Source organism: Terrihabitans aquatilis (assembly GCF_052542005.1).
This window is the reverse complement of sequence record NZ_JBOCUO010000001.1, coordinates 200,645-222,796: the sequence shown is the minus strand read 5'-3', so window position 1 is coordinate 222,796 and position 22,152 is coordinate 200,645. Positions and strand designations below refer to the sequence as shown.

Sequence of the window (22,152 nt, the reverse complement as noted above, 5' to 3'; positions counted from 1 at the left end):
TTGCCGGCATCCGGCAACGCCTGCGGAACACCGCCCTTTATTTGCCGCGGCCGAGAAACATCATTGAATGAGCTTTGAATCACTCGGGCTGAGCCCCAAAGTCCTCGCGGCAGTGGCTGCAACGGGCTACACAGAACCGACCCCCATCCAGGCACAGGCCATTCCTGAGGTCCTGGCGCGTCGCGACGTGCTTGGCATCGCCCAGACCGGTACCGGCAAGACCGCGTCCTTTACCCTGCCGATGCTGACCCGCCTGGAGCAGGGCCGCCCGCGGGCTCGCATGCCGCGCACGCTCATCCTCGAACCCACGCGCGAACTTGCGGCACAGGTCGAGGAAAGCTTCAACCGCTACGGCACGAACCACAAGCTTTCCGTGGCCCTGCTGATCGGCGGCCTGTCCTTTGGCGATCAGGACGCCAAGCTGACGCGCGGTGTCGATGTTCTCATCGCAACCCCCGGCCGGCTGCTCGATCATTTCGAGCGTGGTCGCCTGCTGATGACGGGCATCGAGATCCTCGTCATCGACGAGGCCGACCGCATGCTCGACATGGGCTTCATCCCGGACATCGAGCGGATCTGCAAGCTTATCCCGCCGAAGCGGCAGACTCTGTTCTTCTCGGCCACCATGCCCACGGAGATCCAGCGTCTCGTAGATCAGTTTCTTCGCGATCCTGTGAAGATCGAAGTCGCCAAGCCGTCGACCACGTCGGCGACGATTACTCAGAATCTGATTGCCACGTCCTCCGAGGCTTCGGAAAAGCGCAAGACGCTGCGCAACAGCATTCGCTCGGAAGCAGCCTTCAAGAACGCCATCGTGTTCTGCAACCGGAAGCGCGACATCTCGGTTCTTCACCGCTCCCTGCAAAAGCACGGCTTCAAAGCCGTCGCCCTGCATGGTGACATGGACCAGCGTGCCCGCATGCAGGCACTCGACCAGTTCAAGAGCGGCGAGGCGGAATTGCTTGTCGCCAGCGATGTCGCGGCGCGCGGGCTCGACATTCCGGCCGTGAGCCACGTCTTCAATTACGACGTTCCAATTCACGCGGAAGATTACGTGCACCGCATCGGCCGCACGGGCCGTGCGGGTCTCAAAGGCACGGCCATGACCCTGGTCGCTCCCTCCGACCGCCGCTATCTGGCCGCCATCGAGAAAAGCACGGCTCAAGACATCCAATGGGTGGGCGAGCCCCTTGCCGATGATGCCGTGGACGAGGCGCCCGCGCGTTCGCGGGGAGGCAGGAAGGACCGCGGCGGTAAATCCGCAAAATCCGACAAGCCGGAGAAAGCGCCACGCAAACGCGAGGATCGCGACGAGCCGAAGCGCCCGAAGGATGACGAACGCGCCGCCCGCCGGCCCAGTCCTTCAGAAGCGGAAGCACGTCCTCCCCGGCCCAAGTCGGAGCCTGTTCGCGCCGCGCGACCGAAGGACGACCGCCGTGGCCGACGTTCCGATGATCGGGAGGATGGACCGCCCGTCGTCGGTCTTGGCGATCATGTCCCGCAATTTCTGCTGCGTCCGGTGCGTATAAAATAAGGATGGATCAGATTTTTTCTTGCCACACGGCAAGGTTGCGCGATTACTTTAACCGCCGCTTAAATAGTCGAAATCCAGAGTCCTGTATGCCACGTCGCAACGCGGCGTCTGGGGACTTCGATGCCGCCAAAATCCGAGATCGAGCGCTCGCTGGGGTTCGCCGAGGCTGCCCTCAGCGTCCTGCGCCGTAATGGCGAGCTGGCCAGTCCGCGCAATTTTTCGGTTTGGTATCACTACACCGCAGGCACCTACCCTGAGCTGGTAATTGCCGTCGATAATCTGCTGGCGCGCCGCGGACATCTCTCCGAAGCCGATCACGAAGCCCTCCACCTCGCCCATATCATGACGCCGGGTTCGGGCTTCGAGGCTGTCGGAAGCAGCATCTACGAAGAGGCCGACCAGATCATCGCCATGATCGTCGCGGCTCGCAGCGCGGTCGCCGCCTATGCGGAAACGTTCGCCCGTCTCCAAAGGGGCGAAACCGGCCATTCCAGTCCGGAAGGCATGATCTCCGCAGCTCAGGAGCTCGACCAGATCCACGGCGCCATCGAACGGCGGCTGCGGGATTCCCGGATAAAGATCCTGCGCCTGCAGGAGGAGTGCGAAAGCCTCCGTCACGAAGCCCTGGTTGATCGGCAAACGCTGCTCTCGAGCCGTGGCTTCTTCGAAGCGGCCTTGTCCCGGATGATGGCGGAGGGGCGGCAGCTCGCTTTGCTCGTCACCGACATCGATCATTTCAAGAGTTTCAACGATCGTTACGGTCATCTCACCGGCGACGAAGTCCTGAAGCTTGTCGCCAGCACGGTGAAGAAAGCCGTACGCGACAGCGACATCGCGGCCCGGTATGGCGGAGAGGAGTTCGCGATCATCATGCCGGGCATCGCGCTCGACACTGCCGTGGAGATTGCCGACCGGTTGCGGCGGCTTGTCATGGAACGCGAGCTCATCGAACGGACCACGGGCAACAATCTCGGCCGTGTCACGATCTCAGTCGGGGTCGCCACCTTCCAGAGCGGCGACGATATGGCCAGCCTGGTCGAGCGGGCGGACAAATGCCTCTATGGCGCCAAGCACGCAGGCCGCAATCGGGTGGTCGGCGAAAACGACAAGGAAGCCCGCCGCGTGACGAGTCCGGCCGGCTAGAGGTCAGGCGGACGCCCGAGCCTCGGGCTTGGCAGGAACGATTTCGACAGATTCACCGCATCCGCAGGCCGATACCTGGTTCGGATTGTTGAACACGAAGCGCGAAGCCATCTTCTCGGTCACGTAATCCATTTCGGTGCCGAGGAGGAACAGCACGGCCTTTGGATCGATCAGAACGCGAACGCCCTTGTCCTCCACCACCTCATCGGCGGGTCCGGCGCTTGCGGCATAGTCCATCGTGTATTCCATGCCGGCGCAGCCGCCCTTTTTCACGCCCAGACGGAGGCCGGCGACGGGCGTTGGCGATCGTTCGATGATGCTGCGCACACGATTGGCGGCTCGGTCCGTCAGGCGCATGATCGGGAATGCCATCTGTCTTGTCCTCATCCTCTCGACCGGTTCAAGGCCGGCGGCGGGCATGGCATGTCGGCCCGCCGGCTGAATATGGGGACAAATCGTTGCCGTGCAAAGGCACCCTGATCAAAGGGAAGCCGCCTTACCCGGCACCAAGGGCACAAAACGTACGGGAATCAGGTCTGTCCGCACCATTCCGTGGCCGCTTTTCTCCACGCGCACCAATTTCTGGTCCTCCGGTGGCCCCACCGGCGCAAGCAGGATTCCGCCCTCTGCCAATTGCCCCAGCAAAGCTGGCGGAACGTCATGCCCGGCGGCCGTCACGATAATGCGGTCGAAGGGCGCCTGGTTCGGCCAGCCCGTCATGCCATCGGCGGCCATGGCGGTGACGTTGGCGATTCCGAGAGCCGCGAACCGCTGTTCGGCGGCAGCGACCAGGGTTCGATAGCGATCGATGGTGAAGACCCGCCTCGTCAAATGGGCGAGCACCGCAGTCTGGTAGCCGGACCCGGTTCCGATCTCCAGAACCTTGTGCCGCTCGGCCACTTCCAGATGCAGGGTCATGTAGGCGACGAGAAAAGGCTGATTGATCGTCTGCCCGCACTCGATCGGCAGCGTGCGATCGGCATAGGCATGTTCCTGCGCGTGGTCCGGCACAAACATTCGCCGGGGAACCGCCTCCATCGCACGGACGACGCGAGGGTCCCGGATTCCCGTCTGCCGCATCCGCAGGATCAGGCGAGCCCGGTCGCGGGCGCCCTCTTCCTCGTCCTGCGGGTCCACATCCGCCATGTCAGCCTCCGCTCATTCCCATCTTCCCGCCAGGCGATCCAGCATGGAATGATCGGTCATGTCGATCTTCAAAGGCGTAACGGAAATGCAGCGATCGGCAATGGCCCTGAGATCGGTGTCAGGTCCCGGGTCGCCGATCTCGTGGCCATAGACGATCCAGAAATAAGGGTTATGGCGGCCATCGAGGCGCCCCTCGACCTGGGCCTGCCATTGCGGGCGCTGCCCTTGGCGGGTTGCACGCACGCCCTCCACCTCGTCGGGACCGCAATTGGGAAAGTTGATGTTGACCAGCCCGCCCCTGGGAAGGCCCGCTTCGAGGATATCGGCAATCACGCGCGCGCCGTGCGCTTCGGCCGTGGCATAGCTCACGCGATCTCGATAGCCGGGTGGATAGGCCTGAGACAACGCAATGGCCGGCACGCCCAGAAGCGCGCCCTCTATGGCGCCGGCGACGGTTCCCGAATAGGTCACGTCCTCGCCGAGATTGTGCCCGCGATTGATCCCAGACAGCAGAAGATCAGGCGGATTACCGTCCAGCACGTGCCGCACGCCGAGAATCACGCAATCGGTCGGCGTGCCTTTCACCGCGAAGCGCTGCTCCCCCACCCGTCGCAGGCGCAAGGGATCGTTCAATGAGAGCGAATGAGCGACACCCGATTGATCATATTCCGGCGCCACGACCCACACATCATCGGAGAGCTGACGCGCGATATCCACCAGCGAATCGAGGCCCGGAGAATGGATTCCGTCGTCATTGGTGATCAGGATTCGCATCCCGCCTCTCCTCGAATGTCATGGGCTGGAGGTCAGGCCGGTTCGCCGATGCGCTCCAGCCCGGCCATGTAGGGCCGCAGGACCGCCGGCACGCTGATCGAACCGTCCTCGTTCTGGTAGTTTTCGAGCACCGCGACCAAAGCACGTCCAACCGCGACACCCGACCCGTTCAGCGTGTGAACAAAGCGCGTACCCTTCTCGCCCGCCGCACGATAGCGCGCGCTCATACGGCGCGCCTGGAAATCACCGCAGGTTGAACAGGACGAGATTTCCCGGAAGCTGCCCTGCCCCGGCAGCCAGACCTCTATGTCGTAGGTCTTCTGCGAGGCAAAACCCATGTCGCCCGTGCACAGCGTCATGACACGATAATGCAGATCGAGCGACTTAAGCACGGCCTCGGCGGCCGCAAGCATACGGGCATGCTCGTCAGCGGATTGTTCGGGCGTCGTGATGGAGACAAGCTCCACCTTGTTGAATTGATGCTGGCGAATGAGACCGCGCGTATCCCGGCCCGCTGCTCCCGCCTCCGCACGGAAACACGGTGTCAGCGCAGTGAACCGAAGCGGCAATTCGTCTTCGGAAAGAATGCTCTCGCGAACGAGATTTGTCAGCGGCACTTCGGCGGTGGGAATGAGCCAGCGTCCATCCACGATGGCTTCGGGCGCAGAGGAGCCGGCGGACGGCGCTAGGCTGCCGGTCCGGAACTGATCGTCCCGGAACTTCGGCAATTGCGCCGTTCCGAACATTACCTCGTCGCGCACCATCAGCGGCGGCTGCACTTCGGTATAGCCGTGCTCATTGGTGTGAATGTCGAGCATGAACTGACCGAGGGCGCGCTCAAGCCGGGCGATCTGGCCTTTGAGCACGACGAAACGTGCACCGGACAGCCGCGACGCCGTTTCGAAGTCCATGCCCGGAAGAGCGCCCTCGATCTCGAAATGCTGGCGCGGCGTGAAGCCCAGGCTCGGCGCGTCACCCTGCCGGCTGAACTCGACATTGTCGTGCTCGTCGGCGCCGACCGGGACATCCATCAAAGGAAGACTGGGGATCTCGGCCAACGCACGATCGAGATCGGCATCCAGACCTCGCAAACGCTCTTCGCCTTCGGAAAGGCCGTCCTTGAGTGCCGCAACCTCGTCAATCAAGGCCTGCGCCCTAGTCTCGTCCTTTGCCGCCTTGGCCTTGCCCACCTCCTTGGACGCAGCGTTCCGCCGTTCCTGCAGCGCCTGAAGTTCGCCGATCACGGCGCGGCGGGTTTCGTCCTGGGCAATCAGTTCAGAAACCAGACCCGCGACGTCGCCTTCCAGCATGCCGCGCGCCAGAAGGCGTTCGGAAAAGGCATCGGGATTATCGCGGATCCATCTGATGTCGTGCATGGCGAAGGAACGGCCCCGGCAAGAATGCGCGATCAGACCGGTGTGGATGCGCTCTCGGCGTTGCGCTTCTTCTCGACCATCTGAACCACAAGGATGGAGGCTTCGTAGAGCAGCAAAGTGGGCACCGCAAGCGCGATCTGGCTGATGACGTCGGGAGGCGTGAGGACGGCGGCTACGGCAAACACGATGACGATGGCGTATCTGCGCTTGTCGCGCAGCCATGCCGCATCGATGAATCCCGCACGCGCCAAAAGCGTAAGGATTACAGGCGTCTGGAAGCAAATCCCAAAAGCCAGAATCAAGGTCATGATGAGGGCTAGATACTCGCTCGTCCTGGGCAGCAGGCTGATCGCAGCATGACCGTCGCCGCCCCCCTGCTCCATGGACAGGAAGAACTTCATCGCGAGCGGCATCGCCGCGAAATAAACGAAACACGCACCCAGCAGGAACAGGATCGGCGTTGCGAAAAGGTAGGGATAAAAAGCCTGCCGTTCATTCTTGTACAGGCCGGGCGCTACGAACTTGTAGACCTGCACGGCAATGACTGGGAATGCGATGAACACCGCGCCAAACAAAGCGAGTTTGATCTGCGTGATCAGATACTCCTGGGGCGCTGTGTAAATTAGCTGAAGGCTCTTCGACGAACCTGCCGCCAATTCATACGGCCACAGCAGGATGTTGAAGATCTGATCGGCGAACGCGAAACAGATCACGAAGGCCAGGGTGATTGCGATAAGGGCGCGGATCAGGCGGGATCTGAGTTCGATCAGATGATCCATAAGAGGAGCACGCGAGGCGTCGACCTCATCTTCAAGCTCGGGAGCGCTCACGCCTTGTTCTCCAGAACCGCGTCAGAGGATGAGGTGGCCCTCTCATTGGTCGCCTTTGCAGGAGCCGGCTCAGGATCGAAGTGGATCTCGGCGGCGGGCGTGGACGGCACCGGCAAATCGGCTGGCCGAGGAGCCGCTACCTCAAGATCGTCCGCCGTGGCAGTAACGGCCTTATTCCGAGATGGCGGCGGTTCGTTGCCGCCTTCATGCGTCGGCGCGATGGCCGGTTGCGACGGCACCTCACCGCTCAGCGGGCCAGCGGTCGCCATGCCGGCGGCAGCTGTCGTGACATCTGCTTTCGGCTTGCCCTCGATCGCAGTGCGCATCTCGTCACGGATGGAATGAACGGGATTGCTGAAGCCACGCGCCGTGCGCTTCAGGTCGTTCAACTCCTGACGCAGCTCATCGAGCTCCGCCTCCTTCATGGCCTCGTTGACATGGCCCTGAAACTCGCTCGCCATGCGGCGAACCGCGCCCATCCACTTGCCTGCCTGCCGCAAGGCCGCAGGCAGGTCCTTCGGTCCGATGACAACGATCGCCACCACCGCGACCAGAAGCATCTCCGACCAGCCGATTTCGAACATAGGTGATACGCCTCAGCGGCCCGAAGGCCGGTCTGCCTTACGAATTGACTTCGGCGCGCTTCACGTTCGTCGGGGTGGGTTCGCCCGCGACCGGCTGATGCTCGATCGTACGGGTGGGCTGAGCCGGCGGAACCGGAGCGACGGCCACGTCCGTCTTGGCATCCTCGTCCTCGGCCATACCCTTCTTGAAGCTCTTGATGCCCTTCGCAACGTCGCCCATCAGATCCGAGATCTTGCCGCGTCCGAACAGCAGGATCACGAGCAGGGCAACCACCAGCCAGTGTGTGAGACTCATAACCGGATCCTCGCAAAGATGTTTCGGCGGCACCGTCAGCCGCGCTTTCTCGCGCTGAAACTAGGTTTGGCGAGACGGAAACACAAGCACTGCCGCAGGTCACTCCTACGTCAATTGCCTCATGGATCTATCCGTTTTTGTCCGTAATTGCCTCGTCGAGGGGGGTAAGGAAATCGAGAGCGTCGGGTTCAATCGGCTCTTCGTCCTCCTGCAACGCGGAATCGTCGGAAGGCGCGGGCACGTCAAAACCGTCTTTCACCCGGGCATCGAGCAGTCCCGCCGCCTTCAGCTCTTCCATTCCCGGGAGGTCGGAGATCATTTCCAGGCCAAAATGATCGAGGAATTCGGGTGTGGTTCCGAAGGTAACGGGCCGCCCCGGAGATTTGCGGCGGCCGCGCAGACGAATCCAGCCCGCCTCCAGCAGCACGTCCAGCGTGCCCTTGGCCACCGAAACACCCCGAACGGCCTCAATCTCCGAACGGGTGACCGGCTGATGATAGGCGATGATCGCTAATGTCTCCAACGCCGCACGGGAAAGCTTCCGCGTTTCGGCGGCATCCCGGCTCAGAAGCGGTGCCAGGTCCGCAGCGGTGCGGAAGGCGTAGCGCCCGTCTCGTATCACCAGGTTCACGCCGCGAACCGCATAGTGCTGGCCCAGCGCCGTCAACACGGCCGGGACGTCCGCGCCTTCGGGAAGCCGGTCCCTGATCGTCGGGACATCGAGCGGCTCGGCAGCTGCAAAAAGCAGGGCCTCGGCCATGCGCACGTGCTCGAAATTCACGGCGTCCGAGGCGGTTGCGCCCCTGAGGGTGTGAAGCCCGATCTCGGCCATCATGAGGTCTCGCGCGCACGGAGAAACAATCGTCCGAAAGGCTTTTCCTGCCGCAACGTGACCTGCCCTTCCTTGGCCAATTCCAGGCTGGCGCTGAAGCTTGATGCCAGCACGGTGCGCTTCTCTTCCGGCCGGTCGAGATAATAGGTCAGTAGCGCATCCAGCGCCGTCCAGTCCGCGATACCGCCGACCAGACGCTCCAGCGCGGCACGGGCTTCGGCAAGCGGCCAGACGGGTTGCCGGCGTATGATCACATGGCTCAGGGCCGCATTCGTGCGCTGCTGGGCGTAGGCGCTGAGCAAATCGTAGAGCGACGCCTCCCACAGTGTCTTGCGCGTCATCCGCACGCCTTCGGGCGCACCTCTGGCGAGGACATCACGGCCCAGGCGGTTCAACGCCTCCAGACCATTGGCGGCGGTGCGCATCGCTTCGAGCCGTCGAAGCCGGTGTGCCAAGGCGGCGGCCATGTCCTCCCCGCTCGGCTCGTCGGCCTTCGGAGAATCCGGCAGCAGCAACCGCGATTTCAGATAAGTAAGCCACGCCGCCATCACGAGGTAATCACCGGCGAGTTCAAGCCGGTAGCGGCGTGCCTCCTCGATGAAGGCGAGATATTGCTCTGCCAGGCGCGCGATGGAAATGCGCGCCAGATCCACCTTCTCGCGGCGCGCCAGATCCAACAGGAGATCGAGGGGTCCCTCGAAGGCGTCGAGGTCGACCACAAAGGCTGGCTCATCCCGTTCGGTCCGGCCGGCTTGGTCCCCCTGCTCGAAGTCCGTGCTGTCGGCCATGCCGCCGCTCCAATTTAGGCGGCATTCTAGCATTTATCGCCAGGTGTCGAAGCCTATCCTCAAGCCAGATGCGTCAGGCCAAGGTCGCCGGCAGCAGGCTGCGCACCATCGCGCGGGCCTCTTCAATATCGAACGCCTTCGGCTCTGCTATCCGCGCCATGGCCGCATCGCAGCGGCGCAGCGCACCGCCCGCGAGGATGGGCGATGACCCGGCCACGGCTTCCATTTCCGCCATCTCCCCATTGCAATGCAGCGCCAGGTCACAGCCGGCCGCGAAGCTGTCCTCGGTCCGGGAGGCCATCGTACCGCTCAACGCCTTCATCGACAGATCATCGCTCATCAGCGCGCCGTCAAAACCGATGAACCCTCGAATGACCTCATCCACGATACGCGGCGACAGCGTGGCCGGGCGGTCCTCGTCGAAAGCGGTGTAGAGGACGTGGGCGGTCATGGCCAACGGCATGTCATTGAGTGCACGAAACGGCTGAAAGTCGGATGCTTTCAGCTCTTCTGCAGACACGTCGACTCGTGGTAGCTCCTCGTGGCTGTCGGCCATCGCACGGCCATGGCCGGGAATGTGCTTTACGACGGGCAGGACGCCCCCCGCCAACAGACCCTCGCACACCGCGCGCCCGAGCTCGGCGACGTCGTCGGGCGCAGCGCCGTAGGAACGATCCCCGACAATCTGATGAGCGCCCTCGAAGCGCAGATCGAGAAGAGGCAGACAATCGCAGGTGAGACCAAGCAGGCGAAGCTCATGGGCGATCAGGCGCGCGCCCATCCGCGCCGCTTCGACGCCAGATACCGCGTCTTTCCGATATAGCTCCGCGTAGGAACCCGGCGGCGGATGACGCTCGGCCATGGGTGGACGAATGCGCTGCACACGTCCGCCCTCCTGATCGACGAGCACGAGAAGATCGCGTCCCACGGCATCTCGTGCGTCCGATGTCAGCCTGCGCACCTGTTCCGCATCGACGATGTTGCGGGAAAAGAGAATGATCCCCCACGGATCGGAATCCGCGAGGAAACGACGCTCATCTTCGTCGAGAGCTGGTCCGGCAAGACCGCAAATGAAGGCACGCTGGGTCATGTATTGCCTTAGAGCTGCGTCAAACGAGATTCAGCGCGACCTGGTCGGAACGCGCATTCCCGATCCAGGCAATTGCATTCAGTTCCGCTGGACGAGGCAGTCTCCACCGGCTGCTTTCAGATTATTGCAGAGATTGGCAGCATCGACCTGGCTCTGCGCTGCGATCCGCACCCGGTAGAACGTGCCGCGATCGGGCAGGTTCACGGCCGAGATGTTCGGCTGACGACCGCCCAGAATCGACGGGTAACGCCGCTGCATATTGGCGAACTCACGTTGCGCCATGGCCTCGGATGCCTGCGAGGTCAGCTGGACGCTAAACCCACCGGCGGATGCGGCCGGTGCCGACGAGGGCGCAAGGGAGGAGCGACGCTCCGTTGGGCGCTGCTGCGACGCAGGTATCGGAGGCGGCTGGAGGGCGCGCTTGCGGGTCGTCTTCTGGTTGGCCGGAATGGCAACACCACTTCCGGCGGAGGGCGCCGGCGCCGCAGCGGCCGGTGCTGCAGCAACCGGTGCCGCAGACGGCGCGATGGAGCTCGGCGCATTCTCATTTATCGCGGCCGGCGTGGCTACCCGGGCAAGATTGCCGGGACGCGCCATCGGCATGGGCACCAGCGCCGCATCACTCGGCGAAGCAGCGTTGTTCGCGCCCTCACTGGCCATGATGCCGAATTCAGACCCACGCTCCATGGACATACCGCCGGCGACCGGCCCTGTTCCCACGATCGGACCCGTATCTTCCGGCTCAGCGGCCGCTGCGGCAACTTCATCAGCTGGCGGCGCGGGATTGGCGACCGATCCATCCGGCCGGATCGCGATTGTACGCACCCGACGTGGCCCTGCCCCATTATCGATTGGCAGGGTTTCAGGACCGGACGGCGCATTCATCGCGTTATCGTCCGCGGATGGACCCGTGCTGAGAGGACGCTCGCCCGGCTCCTCGGCTCCGCCGACGACGTTACCGGACGCGTTAGGTTCAGTTCCAACCCGGTCATAGATCAGCTTGTTCTGCTGCGCCGTGTCGGACGCCCCTTCAGGCGTCGTCTTGTCGGGCTCGGAACGCGCTTCGATCATCGGGGGCGTACCCCCCGAGTCCGCGGCGTCGTTACCGCCTCCCAAGAACGTGTAGCCCAGAGCGCCGACACCGCCTAGCGCGACAAGACCCAACACGGCCATCAACGTCACGGTGCCGCCCCGACGGCGGCTGGGCAGATCTTCGGCATCTTCCGCCGGATAGTCATAACCATCCTGCGCGGCATACTGGCCGTACTGATTCACCCGTGCGTAATATTCCTCATCCGTTTCCGGCGTCTCGAACTCGTCGGCCTGAGAATAATTACGCGTGTCTGCCTGGCCGAAGAAATCCGCTTCGTCTTCCGCGTAATGATGCGGTTGATCGCGGCGCTCGGCATCATGATGCCCCGATCCATGCGAGATCCTCGGCTCCGGCCCCCGGCCGTGCTGAGGCTCATCGCCTTCCGAGACAAGGCGCGCGAGCTCAGCCAGCGGATCATCCTCGCTGGCCGGCTGTCGGCGGCCCGCCGAAATATTACGGAGGCTCTCGTAGTCAGAGCCGTAACGGCGCTGGTCGTTCATTCTCGTTCCCCGGAGCCAATCCTGCTAATGAAGAAACGCGGGCAGAATGTGGCAAATACAGGAGCCGCAGACGCGCCCGGTTTCAGCGCATTTCTTCGGGAGCCGAGACACCAAGAAGGTCCAGCCCCACGGAGAGCACCAGTGCCAGCGCCTGAACGAGCGCGAGCCTAGCGTTAGTCAATCCTGAATCATCAGGAATAATGAAACGTAAATGTGGGGAATCGTTGCCGCGGTTCCAGTGGCTGTGAAACTCCGACGCAAGATCGTGAAGGTAGAAGGCGATCCGATGGGGCTCATGCACGTGAGCCGCCGCTTCGATCATGCGGGGAAATTCGGCGATACGGCGGATCAACGCCAATTCACCGACATCCGTAAGGAGCGCGAGGTCTCCGCCCTGCCCATCGAAACCCGCCTCGGCCGCGTTGCGCAGCACGGAATGGGTCCGGGCGTGGGCGTATTGCACGTAGAATACCGGGTTTTCGCGCGATTGCTCCACGACCTTTGCAAAGTCGAAATCGAGCACCGCATCGTTCTTGCGAAACAGCATCATGAAACGCACCGCGTCCCGGCCCACTTCGTCGACCACATCGCGCAAAGTAACGAAATCGCCTGAACGCTTGGACATGCGCACCGGCTCGCCGGCCCGGAACAACCGCACCAATTGAACGAGCTTCACGTCCACATGCGCCGTTCCGCCTGAAAGCGCCGCACCGACGGCTTCCAGCCGCTTCACGTAGCCGCCGTGATCGGCGCCCAGCACATAGATCAGATCCTTGAAGCCGCGCTCCAGCTTGTCGCGCATATAGGCCACGTCCGACGCGAAATAGGTGAAGCTACCATCCGACTTCACAAGCGGCCGGTCGGTGTCGTCACCATGGTCGAGGGTGCGGAAAAGAGTCTGCTCGCGATCCTCCCAATCCTCAGGAAGCTGCCCCTTCGGCGGCGGCAGGCGGCCCTCGTAAACGAGGTCGCGCTCGCGCAGACTGGCCAGGGTGGAGGACACCTTGTCCTCGGGCACAGTCAGAGAGCGCTCGGAGAAGAACACGTCGTGACGAATGTTGAGCGCTTCGAGGTCTTCCCGGATCATCTCCAGCATGGATTCGATCGCGGCGGCGCGCACCAGCGGAAGCCATTCATCCTCCGATAGCTTCGCCAGCGCATCGCCATGGAGGTCGGCAAGCCCTTGTCCAACCGGCTTCAGATAATCGCCCGGATAAAGCCCCTCCGGAATGGTGCCGATCTCTTCGCCCAGCGCTTCGCGGTAACGCAGAAAAGCCGAACGGGCCAGAACGTCGACCTGCGCACCGGCATCGTTGACGTAATATTCCCGAACCACTTCGTGCCCAGCAAAGGCCAGAAGGTTCGACAGGGCGTCGCCGAAAACCGCGCCCCGGCAATGACCGACATGCATCGGACCGGTCGGATTAGCGGAAACATATTCCACGTTCACACTGCGGCCTGCACCGAGCGACGAAGCGCCATAACGCTTCCCTGCCTCAAGAGCACCGGCCAGAAGACGTGGCCATACTGCATTCGCAAGCCGCAGATTGATGAAGCCGGGACCTGCGATCTCAACGGATGCCACATCCGTATCGGCGCGCAGATGCTTCGCGATCTTCTCTGCCAGGTCACGCGGCTTCTGGCCGAGGTCCTTCGCAAGCACCAAAGCGGCATTCGTGGCGAGGTCACCGTGAGCGGGATCACGGGTTGGCTCGACTACGACCCGGGACAGGTCGGGTGCTTGGCCAACAACAGCTTCGACAGCCCCGCGCACACGTTCGGAAAAGACAGTAAAAATGTTCATGAACTGGCCCCGGAATTATTGCGCGCCTAACGCAAATCGGGGGTGGCGTCAAACAGTCGGCGGTGCTCTTGGATCGCGTAGCGGTCGGTCATGCCGGCTATGAAATCAGCCACCACACGGCTTTCATTGGTGCCGGCTATTCGCCATTCCTGCGGCATTTCGTGCGGATCAGCGCAATATCGGCCATGCAGGTCGCGCACGATGGCCTGTGCATCCGCCATCACCCGCTCCACGCGCGAGTGACGGTACATATGGGCGAACAGAAACGTCTTGATGTCCAGGTCCGCCGCAGAGATAGCCGGTGAAAACGCGATCATGGGCTCGGAAGCTGCGCGGACGGCCTGAGCACTCTTGGGCGCGTGGTGCCGTAGGCGGCGCGCGCCCTCATTGATCGCATCTTCTACGAAGCGTGTGATTACCCGACGGACAAGTTCATGGATCGTGCGCGACTCATCCAGGTGCGGCCAGAGGCAAGCGATCTCGTCCAGCAAGTCGCCCAGAAATGCCACACCACGGAGATCGTCCACTTTGAAGAGCCCGGCCCGCAGGCCATCATCCAAGTCGTGCGCATCGTAGGCGATATCGTCGGCGATGGCGGCCGCCTGAGCCTCCGCAGACGGCTGGCTCCACAGTTCAAGGTCCTGCTGCTCGGCATATATCTTGATGGCCGCGGGCAACTGCTCCGCATTTAGCGGAATGCCTTGGCGATCGGTCAAAGGTCCATTGTGCTTGACCAGACCTTCGAGCGTTTCCCAAGTCAGATTCAGTCCATCGAAAGCGGCGTATCGGCGCTCGAGACGTGTAACGATGCGGAGCGTCTGGGCATTGTGGTCGAACCCGCCCTCGCCTTCCATACAGGCATGGAGCGCGCGCTCTCCGGCGTGACCGAAGGGCGTGTGCCCCAGATCGTGCGCCAATGCCAAGGTCTCCGCGAGGTCCTCATCGAGCCCCAGGGAGCGCGCGATGGAGCGCGCGATCTGCGACACCTCCAGGGTGTGTGTGAGCCGTGTCCGATAGTGATCGCCCTCATGGTAGACGAAGACCTGGGTCTTATGTTTCAGGCGACGAAACGCCGACGAGTGCAAGATACGGTCACGGTCACGCTGGTAGTCGGTGCGGGTCGGACTTCCTGCTTCTGACAACAGGCGCCCGCGACTTAGTGCTGGATCAACGGCATAAGGTGCGCGAGGACGCAGCAAAAATTTGGGGTCCGGAATCACATCAATCTCCAGATTCTCCGGACAGGAAGGCCGCACGTCCTTTGTGGTCAAGCGCAAATTCTGTCATCCGGCGGCGTAGCGTCGCTGCCCGGACATGGCAGCAGGACTGTCCTCGCTCTTGTGTTCCGTACCATCGAACAGCACATAATCGACAAAACCGCAGGCTCCGCACGCCCGCGAGAGGTCAAACTGATGTCGGATATAACTAGTCTCAACCCCGTGAACGTTACTGATGGTGCTGCCCGCAGGATCGCCGAGATCCTGGAAAATGAACCGGCAGGAGCCATGCTGCGCGTAAGCGTGGAAGGGGGTGGCTGTTCGGGTTTTCGCTATGAGTTCGCCGTGGAACGCGTCAGACAGAACGAGGATCTCGCCATTCAGCGCGGCGGCATCATGGTTCTCATCGATGAGGTTTCTCTTGAATACCTCAAGGGATCGGAGATCGATTTTGTCGACGATCTGATCGGCGCCAGCTTCCAGATCCGGAACCCGAACGCCAGCTCGGGCTGTGGCTGCGGCACAAGCTTCGCTCTTTAGGGCGGGTTCTACCGAGAATTGCTCAAGGCGCCTTCCCCGTATTCGATGGCTTGTTTTCCAGCCGTGCGACCGGGGGGCGCCGACGCGATGGCATATACGGCAAGGACAATGAAGCTGACCGATGCAACGTGGAGCAAGTAACGCATTGCCGATTCTCCGGCGCCATCATTGATGAGAGCTCTATGTGCAGGGCCAAGATGGTTTCCGCACGGCCGGAAAATGGTTTTGCCACGGCAAGATATTGCCGTTTGTTAAGAAAAGGTCAGCGATCCATAGCCGCAAGCCAGGGATCGCTAACCGATTGCAGGAAATTAGTTTCAGTTGGTAACGTAGGGTCGGTGCAGTTGGACCTCCGGATTGAGGCGCACGCCGAAGCCAGGCTTGTCCAGCGCGCTTGCTTTCATGCGGCCGTCCACCGGAACAGGCTCATCCAGCAAAAGTGGCGTGAACATCGGCACGACCTGGTCAGGAACGGGATGCATCATCAAGAACTCGGCAAAGGGTGAGTTCTGCCGTGTAATGACAAAATGATAGCTATAAACCGATGAGCCGTGCGGCACGACCAGCGTGGAATGCGCGTCCGCAAGAGCCGAGATCTTTATGAGTTCGGTGACACCACCACACCAGCCTACATCCGGCTGGATAATGTCGCAGCAGCCCATCTCGAGCAGCAATTTAAAGCCCCAGCGAGTCGCCTCATGCTCACCTGTGGTGACAAGCATTCCCCTTGGGACGTTCTTGCGGAGCTCCGCATAGCCCCAATAATCGTCGGGCGAAAGACACTCCTCGATCCATTTCAGGCCATATTCATTGGCCGCATGGGCGAGCTTCGTAGCGTAGTTCAAGTCAAGGCTCATCCAGCAGTCGAACATCAGCCAGAAATCGTCACCGCAGCGCTCTCGCATGGTGGCAAGTTCCTCGATGTTCTTGCGAAATCCTTCTTCACCCTCTGCCGGCACATGATGCAAAGGCATCTTGCCACCGATAAATCCCATCTGCTTGGCGAGGTCAGGGCGTGCGCCGGTTGCGTAGAACTGAAGCTCGTCGCGTACCGGGCCTCCCAACAGGGCGTGCACGGGCTCTTTGCGCACCTTAGCAAGCAGGTCCCACAATGCCAAATCGACGCCCGAGATTGTGTTCAGCACCACGCCTTTGCGACCATAATATTGGGTGGCGAAATACATCTGGTCCCAGATCTTCTCAATCTCGGTGACCTTGCGCCCAATCAGGAAACGCGACAGGTGCTTCTCAACGATGAAGGCACCGATGTCGCCTGCCGTGGTGACAGCGAAACCTACCGTCCCGTCATCGGCCTCAATCTCAACGACGAGTGTTCCGAGTACGTTGATACCGAAGCTTTGGCGACTCTGCCGGTATTCTGGATATTTTCCCATCGGCGTGCCGATGTGATCGTCGATCCAATGACCCTTTCCCTGGTCGTGATAGTCCGCGCCGCCGCCGCGCACGGTAAAGGCACGAACGGCCTTGATCGTCGGCATGGTCATGTGAAGCTCCTGAAAAAGGTCTCCGCGGCCGCTCTTGCCGCGGAGAAGAGGTTTCAGCGTGTGCTCATGGCGGAGACTTCACCGCGCTTCTCTCGGCCGACGCCAGCGCCAAGCGCTAGAACCAGCAAGGCGCCAATGAACGTGGTACCCGCGAGCACATAGAGGCCGGCGGCCGGAGAGGCGAACGCGGTTTCCGCCCACGTCTTGACATTGGGAGCAATGAACCCGCCCACATTGCCCAGCGAGTTGATCAGCGCGATTCCGCCAGCTGCAGCCACTCCGCCCAGATAGCCCGTCGGCAATGTCCAGAAGATCGGCTGCACCGAGATGAAACCCGCAGCAGCAAAGCAAAGTGCGATCATCGACAGGAACGGCGACGTGGAGGCCACCGACGCGGCAATGCCGATGGCGCAGACAACGAGGATGCCTGCTGCGAACAGCCGCCGCTCCCCGGTACGATCCGACCAGCGCGGCAGGTAGTAGGTCGCCGCCATGGCGCAGAGCCACGGTATCGCCGTCACGAGGCCGACGGTGAAGCCGACATTTGTGCCCATCAATCCGGCGACCTGCGTCGGCAGATAGAACACCACGCCATACACGCTCATCTGGATGATCAGATAAATCAGCGAGAAATAGAGCACGCGAGGGTTCTTCATCACCGCCCAAGTGCTGTGTGGACCGTGCGCCTGCTTGGCCGCATCCTCAGCCTTCAGCGCCTGGTCAAGCGCCCCTTTCTCTTCCTGAGAGAGCCATTTGGCATCGGAAGGCTTGTTGTCGAGGTAGAAATAGGCCCAGACGCCCACGATCGAAGCCAGCAGCCCTTCAATCAGGAACATCCACTGCCAACCATGCAACTCGCCGAACCCGTCGAACTCAAGCAGCAATCCGGATAGCGGCGAGCCGAAAATAAAGGCAAGCGGCGCCCCGAAATAGAACAAACCCATGGCGCGGCCGCGGGCAAAAGACGGGAACCAATAGGTCAGGTACAAGATCACGCCTGGGAAAAATCCCGCCTCGGCGACACCCAGCAGAAAGCGCAGGACGTAAAAAGTCATCTCGTCGTGCGCGAACATCATGCCGGCGGATATCAATCCCCACGTCACCATGATGCGGGCCATCCAGATCTTGGCGCCGACCCGGTGCATGATCAGATTCGAGGGCACCTCGAAAAATGCATAACCAATGAAGAACACGCTGGCGCCAAAGGCGAACGCCGCGTTCGATATGCCCGTGTCTGCCTGAAAGGCAGCCTTGGCAAAGCCGACATTGGCCCGGTCGAGAAATGCCAGGACGTACATTAGAAGCAGGAACGGCAACAGCCGTCGCGTGACTTTGTCGATTGTCGATAAAAGTGTCGGTGTCTGCGCGACCATACTGGCGCCCTCCCAGGGGTTGATGGACATACGCCGCCGTTCGCCCGAGAAAGCCCGGGCGCGATCGGTCTTGGTTCTTGTTGGAGGTGTCGCCGGCGCGCCGGCGGCGCCTCAATAGACGGCCCGTCCGCCCGAAATGTCGAACACTGCGCCAGTCGAGAACGCGCAGTCCTCTGATGACAGCCACGCAATCAAAGCTGCGGCTTCATCGACCTGCAGGAAGCGGCTCATTGGGATCTTCGACAGCATGAAGTCGATATGCTCCTGCTTCATCTGATCGAAGATCTCGGTTTTCGCGGCCGCAGGGGTGATGCAGTTCACCAGAATGCCCGCTGTCGCGAGTTCCTTACCCAAGGACTTCGTTAGCCCGATCAGCCCGGCTTTCGATGCCGAATAATGCGAGGCATTTGGATTGCCCTCCTTGCCGGCGATAGACGCGACGTTGACGATGCGCCCCCATCCGTTCTTCAACAGCTCAGGAACGACGGCTTTGCAGGTAAGGAAGGGACCGATCAAATTAACGTCGATCACTCGACGCCAATTCTCTGCGTCAAGCTCCCAGAGCTTGCCGTTGCCACCTGTAATCCCGGCATTGTTCACGAGGATATCGATCTTGCCGTGCGCCTTCACGGCACCGGCCGTAGCTGCGACAACAGCCGCCTCATCGGTCAGCTCTACCACGTGGGTCGAAACCTGGCCCAAGCTCTGGAGTGCCGCCTTCGCCTCATCAAGCCGTGCGCCATCTACGTCCCACAGCGCGACCTTCGCACCGGACTTCAACATCCGCTCCGCCGCCGCGTAGCCGATGCCCCGGGCACCGCCTGTTATGATCGCAACACGACCGTTCAGATCGAGGTTGTTCACTACGGGATCCTCCTGTCAGGCCGCTGCGACGGTCTTTTGCTGCTGTTCGCCGAGCCCGGAAATCGCGAGGCGCATCGTCTGGCCGGCGGCAAGGTAGACCGGCGGTTTCTGGCCCAGGCCTACGCCTGGCGGCGTTCCGGTGGTGATGATGTCGCCGGGCTGGAGGCTCATGAACTGGCTGACGTAGCTGACGATGGTCGGCACGTCGAAGATCATGGTGCGGGTGCTGCCCTGCTGATAGCGCTTGCCATCCACGTCGAGCCACATATCAAGATTGTGCGGATCGGTGATCTCATCGGTCGTCACAAGCCAGGGGCCGATGGGGCCGAAGGTGTCGCAGCCTTTCCCCTTGTCCCATTGGCCACCGCGTTCCAACTGAAATCCGCGCTCGGAGACGTCGTTCACCACGCAATATCCGGCGACATGCTCATAGGCATTCTCCACCGTCACGTACTTGGCGGTCTTGCCGATCACGATGCCGAGTTCGACCTCCCAATCGGTCTTCTCCGAACCACGCGGAATTTCGACATCGTCGTAGGGACCGACAATGCAGCTGGTGGGCTTCATGAACAGAACCGGCTCATGGGGGATCGGCATTCCCGATTCTTCCGCATGATCGGTGTAGTTCAGTCCTACGCAAACGAACTTGCCGACCCCGCCGACGCAGGCGCCGATCCGTGGAGAACCTTCGACCACCGAGAGAGTGGCCGGGTCAGCCGCGCGGATACGCGCCAGTCCTTCCGGTGTCAGCGCCTCACCTGCGATGTCCGTAACGATGGACGAAAGATCCCGCATGATGCCGTGCGCATCGATCAATGCCGGCCGTTCACGGCCGATCTCGCCATAGCGAACCAGTTTCATCGAAAGATCGTGCTCCTCACCCGTGCTGATTTTTTCTTTCCCAAAGGCGTAGCTGGCCGCTCAATAACTGAGTAATGAAAACTTCTTCAATTGCCATTCCAAACCGTTATCGATTTCATGACACCTTCACCGTCCCTCACATTGCTCGTCGGTCGGTTACGGCTCAGGCATCTTCGACTGATCGAGGCGGTATCAAGGACCGGAAACCTTCACCGGGTGGCAATGGAGCTGAACATCACGCAGCCGGCAGCTACGAAGATCCTCCAAGACGCCGAGGCGATTTTAGGTGTGAGGTTGTTCGAGCGTCATCCAAGAGGAATGACCGCAAGTGACATAGGCGCGTTCGCAGCCGATTACGCCGCGCGGATCCTGCGTGAGACGGATAGCTTTGCTGAGAGCCTCGATAATCTGAAGGCGGGCGGATATGGGGCGCTTTCAATTGGTGCAATCATGGCGACCACCCCCGGCCTGCTGCCGCGCGCGATAGCCGAATTGAAGCGGAGGCGGCCGCTCATGACGATCCGGTTGCTCGCAGCCACCAGCGACATCCTTCTCGATGCCCTGGGGCGCAACGAAATCGCCTTGGCGATCGGCCGCTTCACGGATGCGCGCAACGCTGTCGCATTTGAAATAGAGCCACTGGCCGACGAAGAACTTTGTGTCTTCACTTCGAACGAGCACCCGCTGTCCCAGCACCGCACATTCGACCTGACGGATGTTGCCAGTCAGCAATGGGTGCTTCAGCCAAAAGGCAGTCCCATGCGCGATCTGATCGACCGGACCTTTGCGGAGCAGGGAATCGGCACGCTCAACAATCTGGTCGAAACCACCTCGATCTTTGCCACACTGCATCTCGTGCGCGACGCGGGGATGATTTCGTGCCTTCCGAAATCGATCCTGGACGAGAGCATGGCCCGAGGCGCGTTTCGACGGCTACCTATACAACTCAGCGGTCAACTCGGTCCTCTGGGAATCATCACACGGCGTGGCGAAAAACCAACCGCAACGATGAGCGACTTCATCGAGGTCCTTCGGTCGATCAGTGTTCGCAATGGCGCCGAGTCCCCAACCTCCCCTCTCGAACGCTAACAGCCTTGTCCGCACTTGCCGCCAACGAACGGACGGGTCACAAGATCAGCATGCGCATTGCCACTTGGAACATCAATTCGGTTCGTCTTCGTGTCGACAATCTCGTGCGGTGGCTCAACGAGGCGAAGCCCGATGTGGTCTGCCTTCAAGAGATCAAATGCCAGAACGAGCAGTTTCCTCGAGGCGCAATCGAGGACGCCGGCTATAATTGCGTCGTCCACGGGCAGAAATCCTGGAATGGCGTCGCCATTCTCTCGCGCCTGCCGATCGAGGACACCCATGTCGCTCTGCCAGGAGATTCCATCGATGAGCAATCGCGCTACATCGAAGCGGTGGTTTCCGTCGCAGGTGGCGTGGTTCGCGTCGCCTCCATCTATCTGCCGAACGGCAATCCTGTAGATACGGCGAAATATCCCTACAAGCTGGCTTGGATGGATCGCCTCATACGGCATGCCCGCAACCGGCTGCGGCTTGAGGAACCCCTCATTCTTGCCGGTGACTACAACGTTATTCCGGCGGCCGAAGACGTCCACAATCCAGCTTCATGGACAGAGGATGCTCTCTTTCGGCGGGAGACACGAGACAAGTTCAACGAGTTGCTCAATCTGGGCCTGACCGACGCCTTAAGAGCAACCACAGATGCGCCGGGCCTCTATTCATTCTGGGATTACCAAGCCGGTGCGTGGCAGCGCAATCTGGGCCTTCGCATCGACCATTTCCTGTTGTCGCCTCAGGCGACTGACAGGCTGGCGTCTGTTCAGATCGACAAAGCACCGCGGGGGTGGGAAAAACCGTCCGATCACACCCCGGTCATCGCCGACTTCTCATTTACTTCACCCTGATATTACCGCTCGTAAATCTACCTCTTGTTCTGTGTCTTTCTCGCCCCAAGTTGACGCGGCCGCTTTGCTTGC

Annotated in this window: 22 protein-coding genes; 5 read left to right on the top strand and 17 right to left on the bottom strand. The window is 61.3% G+C overall.

Annotated features, from left to right (window positions below; all coding sequences use genetic code 11):
* Positions 1-67 precede the first annotated feature (67 nt).
* Positions 68-1,534 (top strand): DEAD/DEAH box helicase, encoded by a 1,467-nt coding sequence (locus ACQ6S1_RS01140; protein ID WP_445039335.1) that lies wholly within the window; start codon positions 68-70, stop codon positions 1,532-1,534.
* A 120-nt stretch (positions 1,535-1,654) separates the two neighbouring features.
* On the top strand, positions 1,655-2,677 hold the full coding sequence (locus ACQ6S1_RS01135) for a GGDEF domain-containing protein (protein WP_445039334.1): 1,023 nt from the start codon (positions 1,655-1,657) through the stop codon (positions 2,675-2,677).
* A gap of 3 nt (positions 2,678-2,680) precedes the next feature.
* Here the strand turns inward: ACQ6S1_RS01135 and ACQ6S1_RS01130 are convergent, their stop codons facing one another.
* From ACQ6S1_RS01130 to ACQ6S1_RS01070, 13 genes are all read right to left on the bottom strand, one after another.
* On the bottom strand, positions 2,681-3,049 hold the full coding sequence (locus ACQ6S1_RS01130) for a HesB/IscA family protein (RefSeq protein WP_445039333.1): 369 nt from the start codon (positions 3,047-3,049) through the stop codon (positions 2,681-2,683).
* Positions 3,050-3,157: 108 nt separating this feature from the next.
* Entirely contained in the window at positions 3,158-3,823 is a 666-nt protein-coding gene (locus ACQ6S1_RS01125; protein WP_445039332.1) for a protein-L-isoaspartate(D-aspartate) O-methyltransferase, read from the bottom strand.
* 12 nt (positions 3,824-3,835) lie between these two features.
* Positions 3,836-4,597, bottom strand: coding sequence for a 5'/3'-nucleotidase SurE (gene surE, locus ACQ6S1_RS01120; RefSeq protein WP_445039331.1), 762 nt, complete (start codon positions 4,595-4,597; stop codon positions 3,836-3,838).
* Positions 4,598-4,629: 32 nt separating this feature from the next.
* Entirely contained in the window at positions 4,630-5,973 is a 1,344-nt protein-coding gene (gene serS, locus ACQ6S1_RS01115) for a serine--tRNA ligase (RefSeq protein ID WP_445039330.1), read from the bottom strand.
* Positions 5,974-6,005: 32 nt separating this feature from the next.
* Entirely contained in the window at positions 6,006-6,752 is a 747-nt protein-coding gene (tatC, locus tag ACQ6S1_RS01110) for a twin-arginine translocase subunit TatC (RefSeq protein ID WP_445040227.1), read from the bottom strand.
* A gap of 47 nt (positions 6,753-6,799) precedes the next feature.
* Entirely contained in the window at positions 6,800-7,387 is a 588-nt protein-coding gene (tatB, locus tag ACQ6S1_RS01105; RefSeq protein ID WP_445039329.1) for a Sec-independent protein translocase protein TatB, read from the bottom strand.
* Between the two features lie 37 nt (positions 7,388-7,424).
* Positions 7,425-7,682 (bottom strand): twin-arginine translocase TatA/TatE family subunit, encoded by a 258-nt coding sequence (locus ACQ6S1_RS01100; protein ID WP_445039328.1) that lies wholly within the window; start codon positions 7,680-7,682, stop codon positions 7,425-7,427.
* A gap of 127 nt (positions 7,683-7,809) precedes the next feature.
* Positions 7,810-8,514 carry an SMC-Scp complex subunit ScpB gene (gene scpB / locus ACQ6S1_RS01095; protein WP_445040226.1) on the bottom strand — a complete coding sequence of 235 codons (705 nt, stop codon included), beginning with the start codon at positions 8,512-8,514 and terminating at the stop codon, positions 7,810-7,812.
* Complete coding sequence (locus ACQ6S1_RS01090) at positions 8,514-9,302, bottom strand: segregation and condensation protein A (protein ID WP_445039327.1); 789 nt, start codon at positions 9,300-9,302, stop codon at positions 8,514-8,516. The genes scpB and ACQ6S1_RS01090 overlap by 1 nt, the downstream gene beginning before the upstream one ends.
* A 73-nt stretch (positions 9,303-9,375) precedes the next feature.
* A complete protein-coding gene (gene nagZ / locus ACQ6S1_RS01085; RefSeq protein ID WP_445039326.1) occupies positions 9,376-10,392 on the bottom strand; it encodes a beta-N-acetylhexosaminidase in 1,017 nt (338 codons plus the stop codon).
* Positions 10,393-10,470: 78 nt separating this feature from the next.
* A complete protein-coding gene (locus tag ACQ6S1_RS01080; protein WP_445039325.1) occupies positions 10,471-11,985 on the bottom strand; it encodes an SPOR domain-containing protein in 1,515 nt (504 codons plus the stop codon).
* Between the two features lie 82 nt (positions 11,986-12,067).
* Entirely contained in the window at positions 12,068-13,789 is a 1,722-nt protein-coding gene (gene argS, locus ACQ6S1_RS01075) for an arginine--tRNA ligase (protein ID WP_445039324.1), read from the bottom strand.
* A gap of 26 nt (positions 13,790-13,815) precedes the next feature.
* Complete coding sequence (locus ACQ6S1_RS01070; protein WP_445040225.1) at positions 13,816-14,985, bottom strand: deoxyguanosinetriphosphate triphosphohydrolase; 1,170 nt, start codon at positions 14,983-14,985, stop codon at positions 13,816-13,818.
* A 216-nt stretch (positions 14,986-15,201) separates the two neighbouring features.
* Between ACQ6S1_RS01070 and erpA the strand changes: the two genes are divergently transcribed.
* Positions 15,202-15,546 carry an iron-sulfur cluster insertion protein ErpA gene (gene erpA / locus ACQ6S1_RS01065; protein WP_445039323.1) on the top strand — a complete coding sequence of 115 codons (345 nt, stop codon included), beginning with the start codon at positions 15,202-15,204 and terminating at the stop codon, positions 15,544-15,546.
* Between the two features lie 317 nt (positions 15,547-15,863).
* Here erpA and rhmD read toward each other — a convergent pair whose 3' ends face one another.
* From rhmD to ACQ6S1_RS01045, 4 genes are all read right to left on the bottom strand, one after another.
* The gene (gene rhmD / locus ACQ6S1_RS01060; protein WP_445039322.1) at positions 15,864-17,051 is read right to left on the bottom strand and encodes an L-rhamnonate dehydratase; all 1,188 of its coding nucleotides are present in this window, start codon (positions 17,049-17,051) and stop codon (positions 15,864-15,866) included.
* A gap of 53 nt (positions 17,052-17,104) precedes the next feature.
* Positions 17,105-18,424 (bottom strand): MFS transporter, encoded by a 1,320-nt coding sequence (locus ACQ6S1_RS01055; RefSeq protein WP_445039321.1) that lies wholly within the window; start codon positions 18,422-18,424, stop codon positions 17,105-17,107.
* A 111-nt stretch (positions 18,425-18,535) separates the two neighbouring features.
* Positions 18,536-19,288, bottom strand: a complete 753-nt coding sequence (locus tag ACQ6S1_RS01050; protein ID WP_445039320.1) for an SDR family NAD(P)-dependent oxidoreductase — start codon at positions 19,286-19,288, stop codon at positions 18,536-18,538.
* Between the two features lie 15 nt (positions 19,289-19,303).
* Positions 19,304-20,149 (bottom strand): fumarylacetoacetate hydrolase family protein, encoded by an 846-nt coding sequence (locus ACQ6S1_RS01045; RefSeq protein WP_445039319.1) that lies wholly within the window; start codon positions 20,147-20,149, stop codon positions 19,304-19,306.
* Between the two features lie 117 nt (positions 20,150-20,266).
* On the opposite strand from ACQ6S1_RS01045, the gene ACQ6S1_RS01040 reads away from it, so the two are divergent.
* On the top strand, positions 20,267-21,238 hold the full coding sequence (locus ACQ6S1_RS01040; RefSeq protein ID WP_445040224.1) for a LysR family transcriptional regulator: 972 nt from the start codon (positions 20,267-20,269) through the stop codon (positions 21,236-21,238).
* 50 nt (positions 21,239-21,288) lie between these two features.
* A complete protein-coding gene (gene xth / locus ACQ6S1_RS01035) occupies positions 21,289-22,080 on the top strand; it encodes an exodeoxyribonuclease III (RefSeq protein WP_445039318.1) in 792 nt (263 codons plus the stop codon).
* Positions 22,081-22,152: the final 72 nt, after the last annotated feature.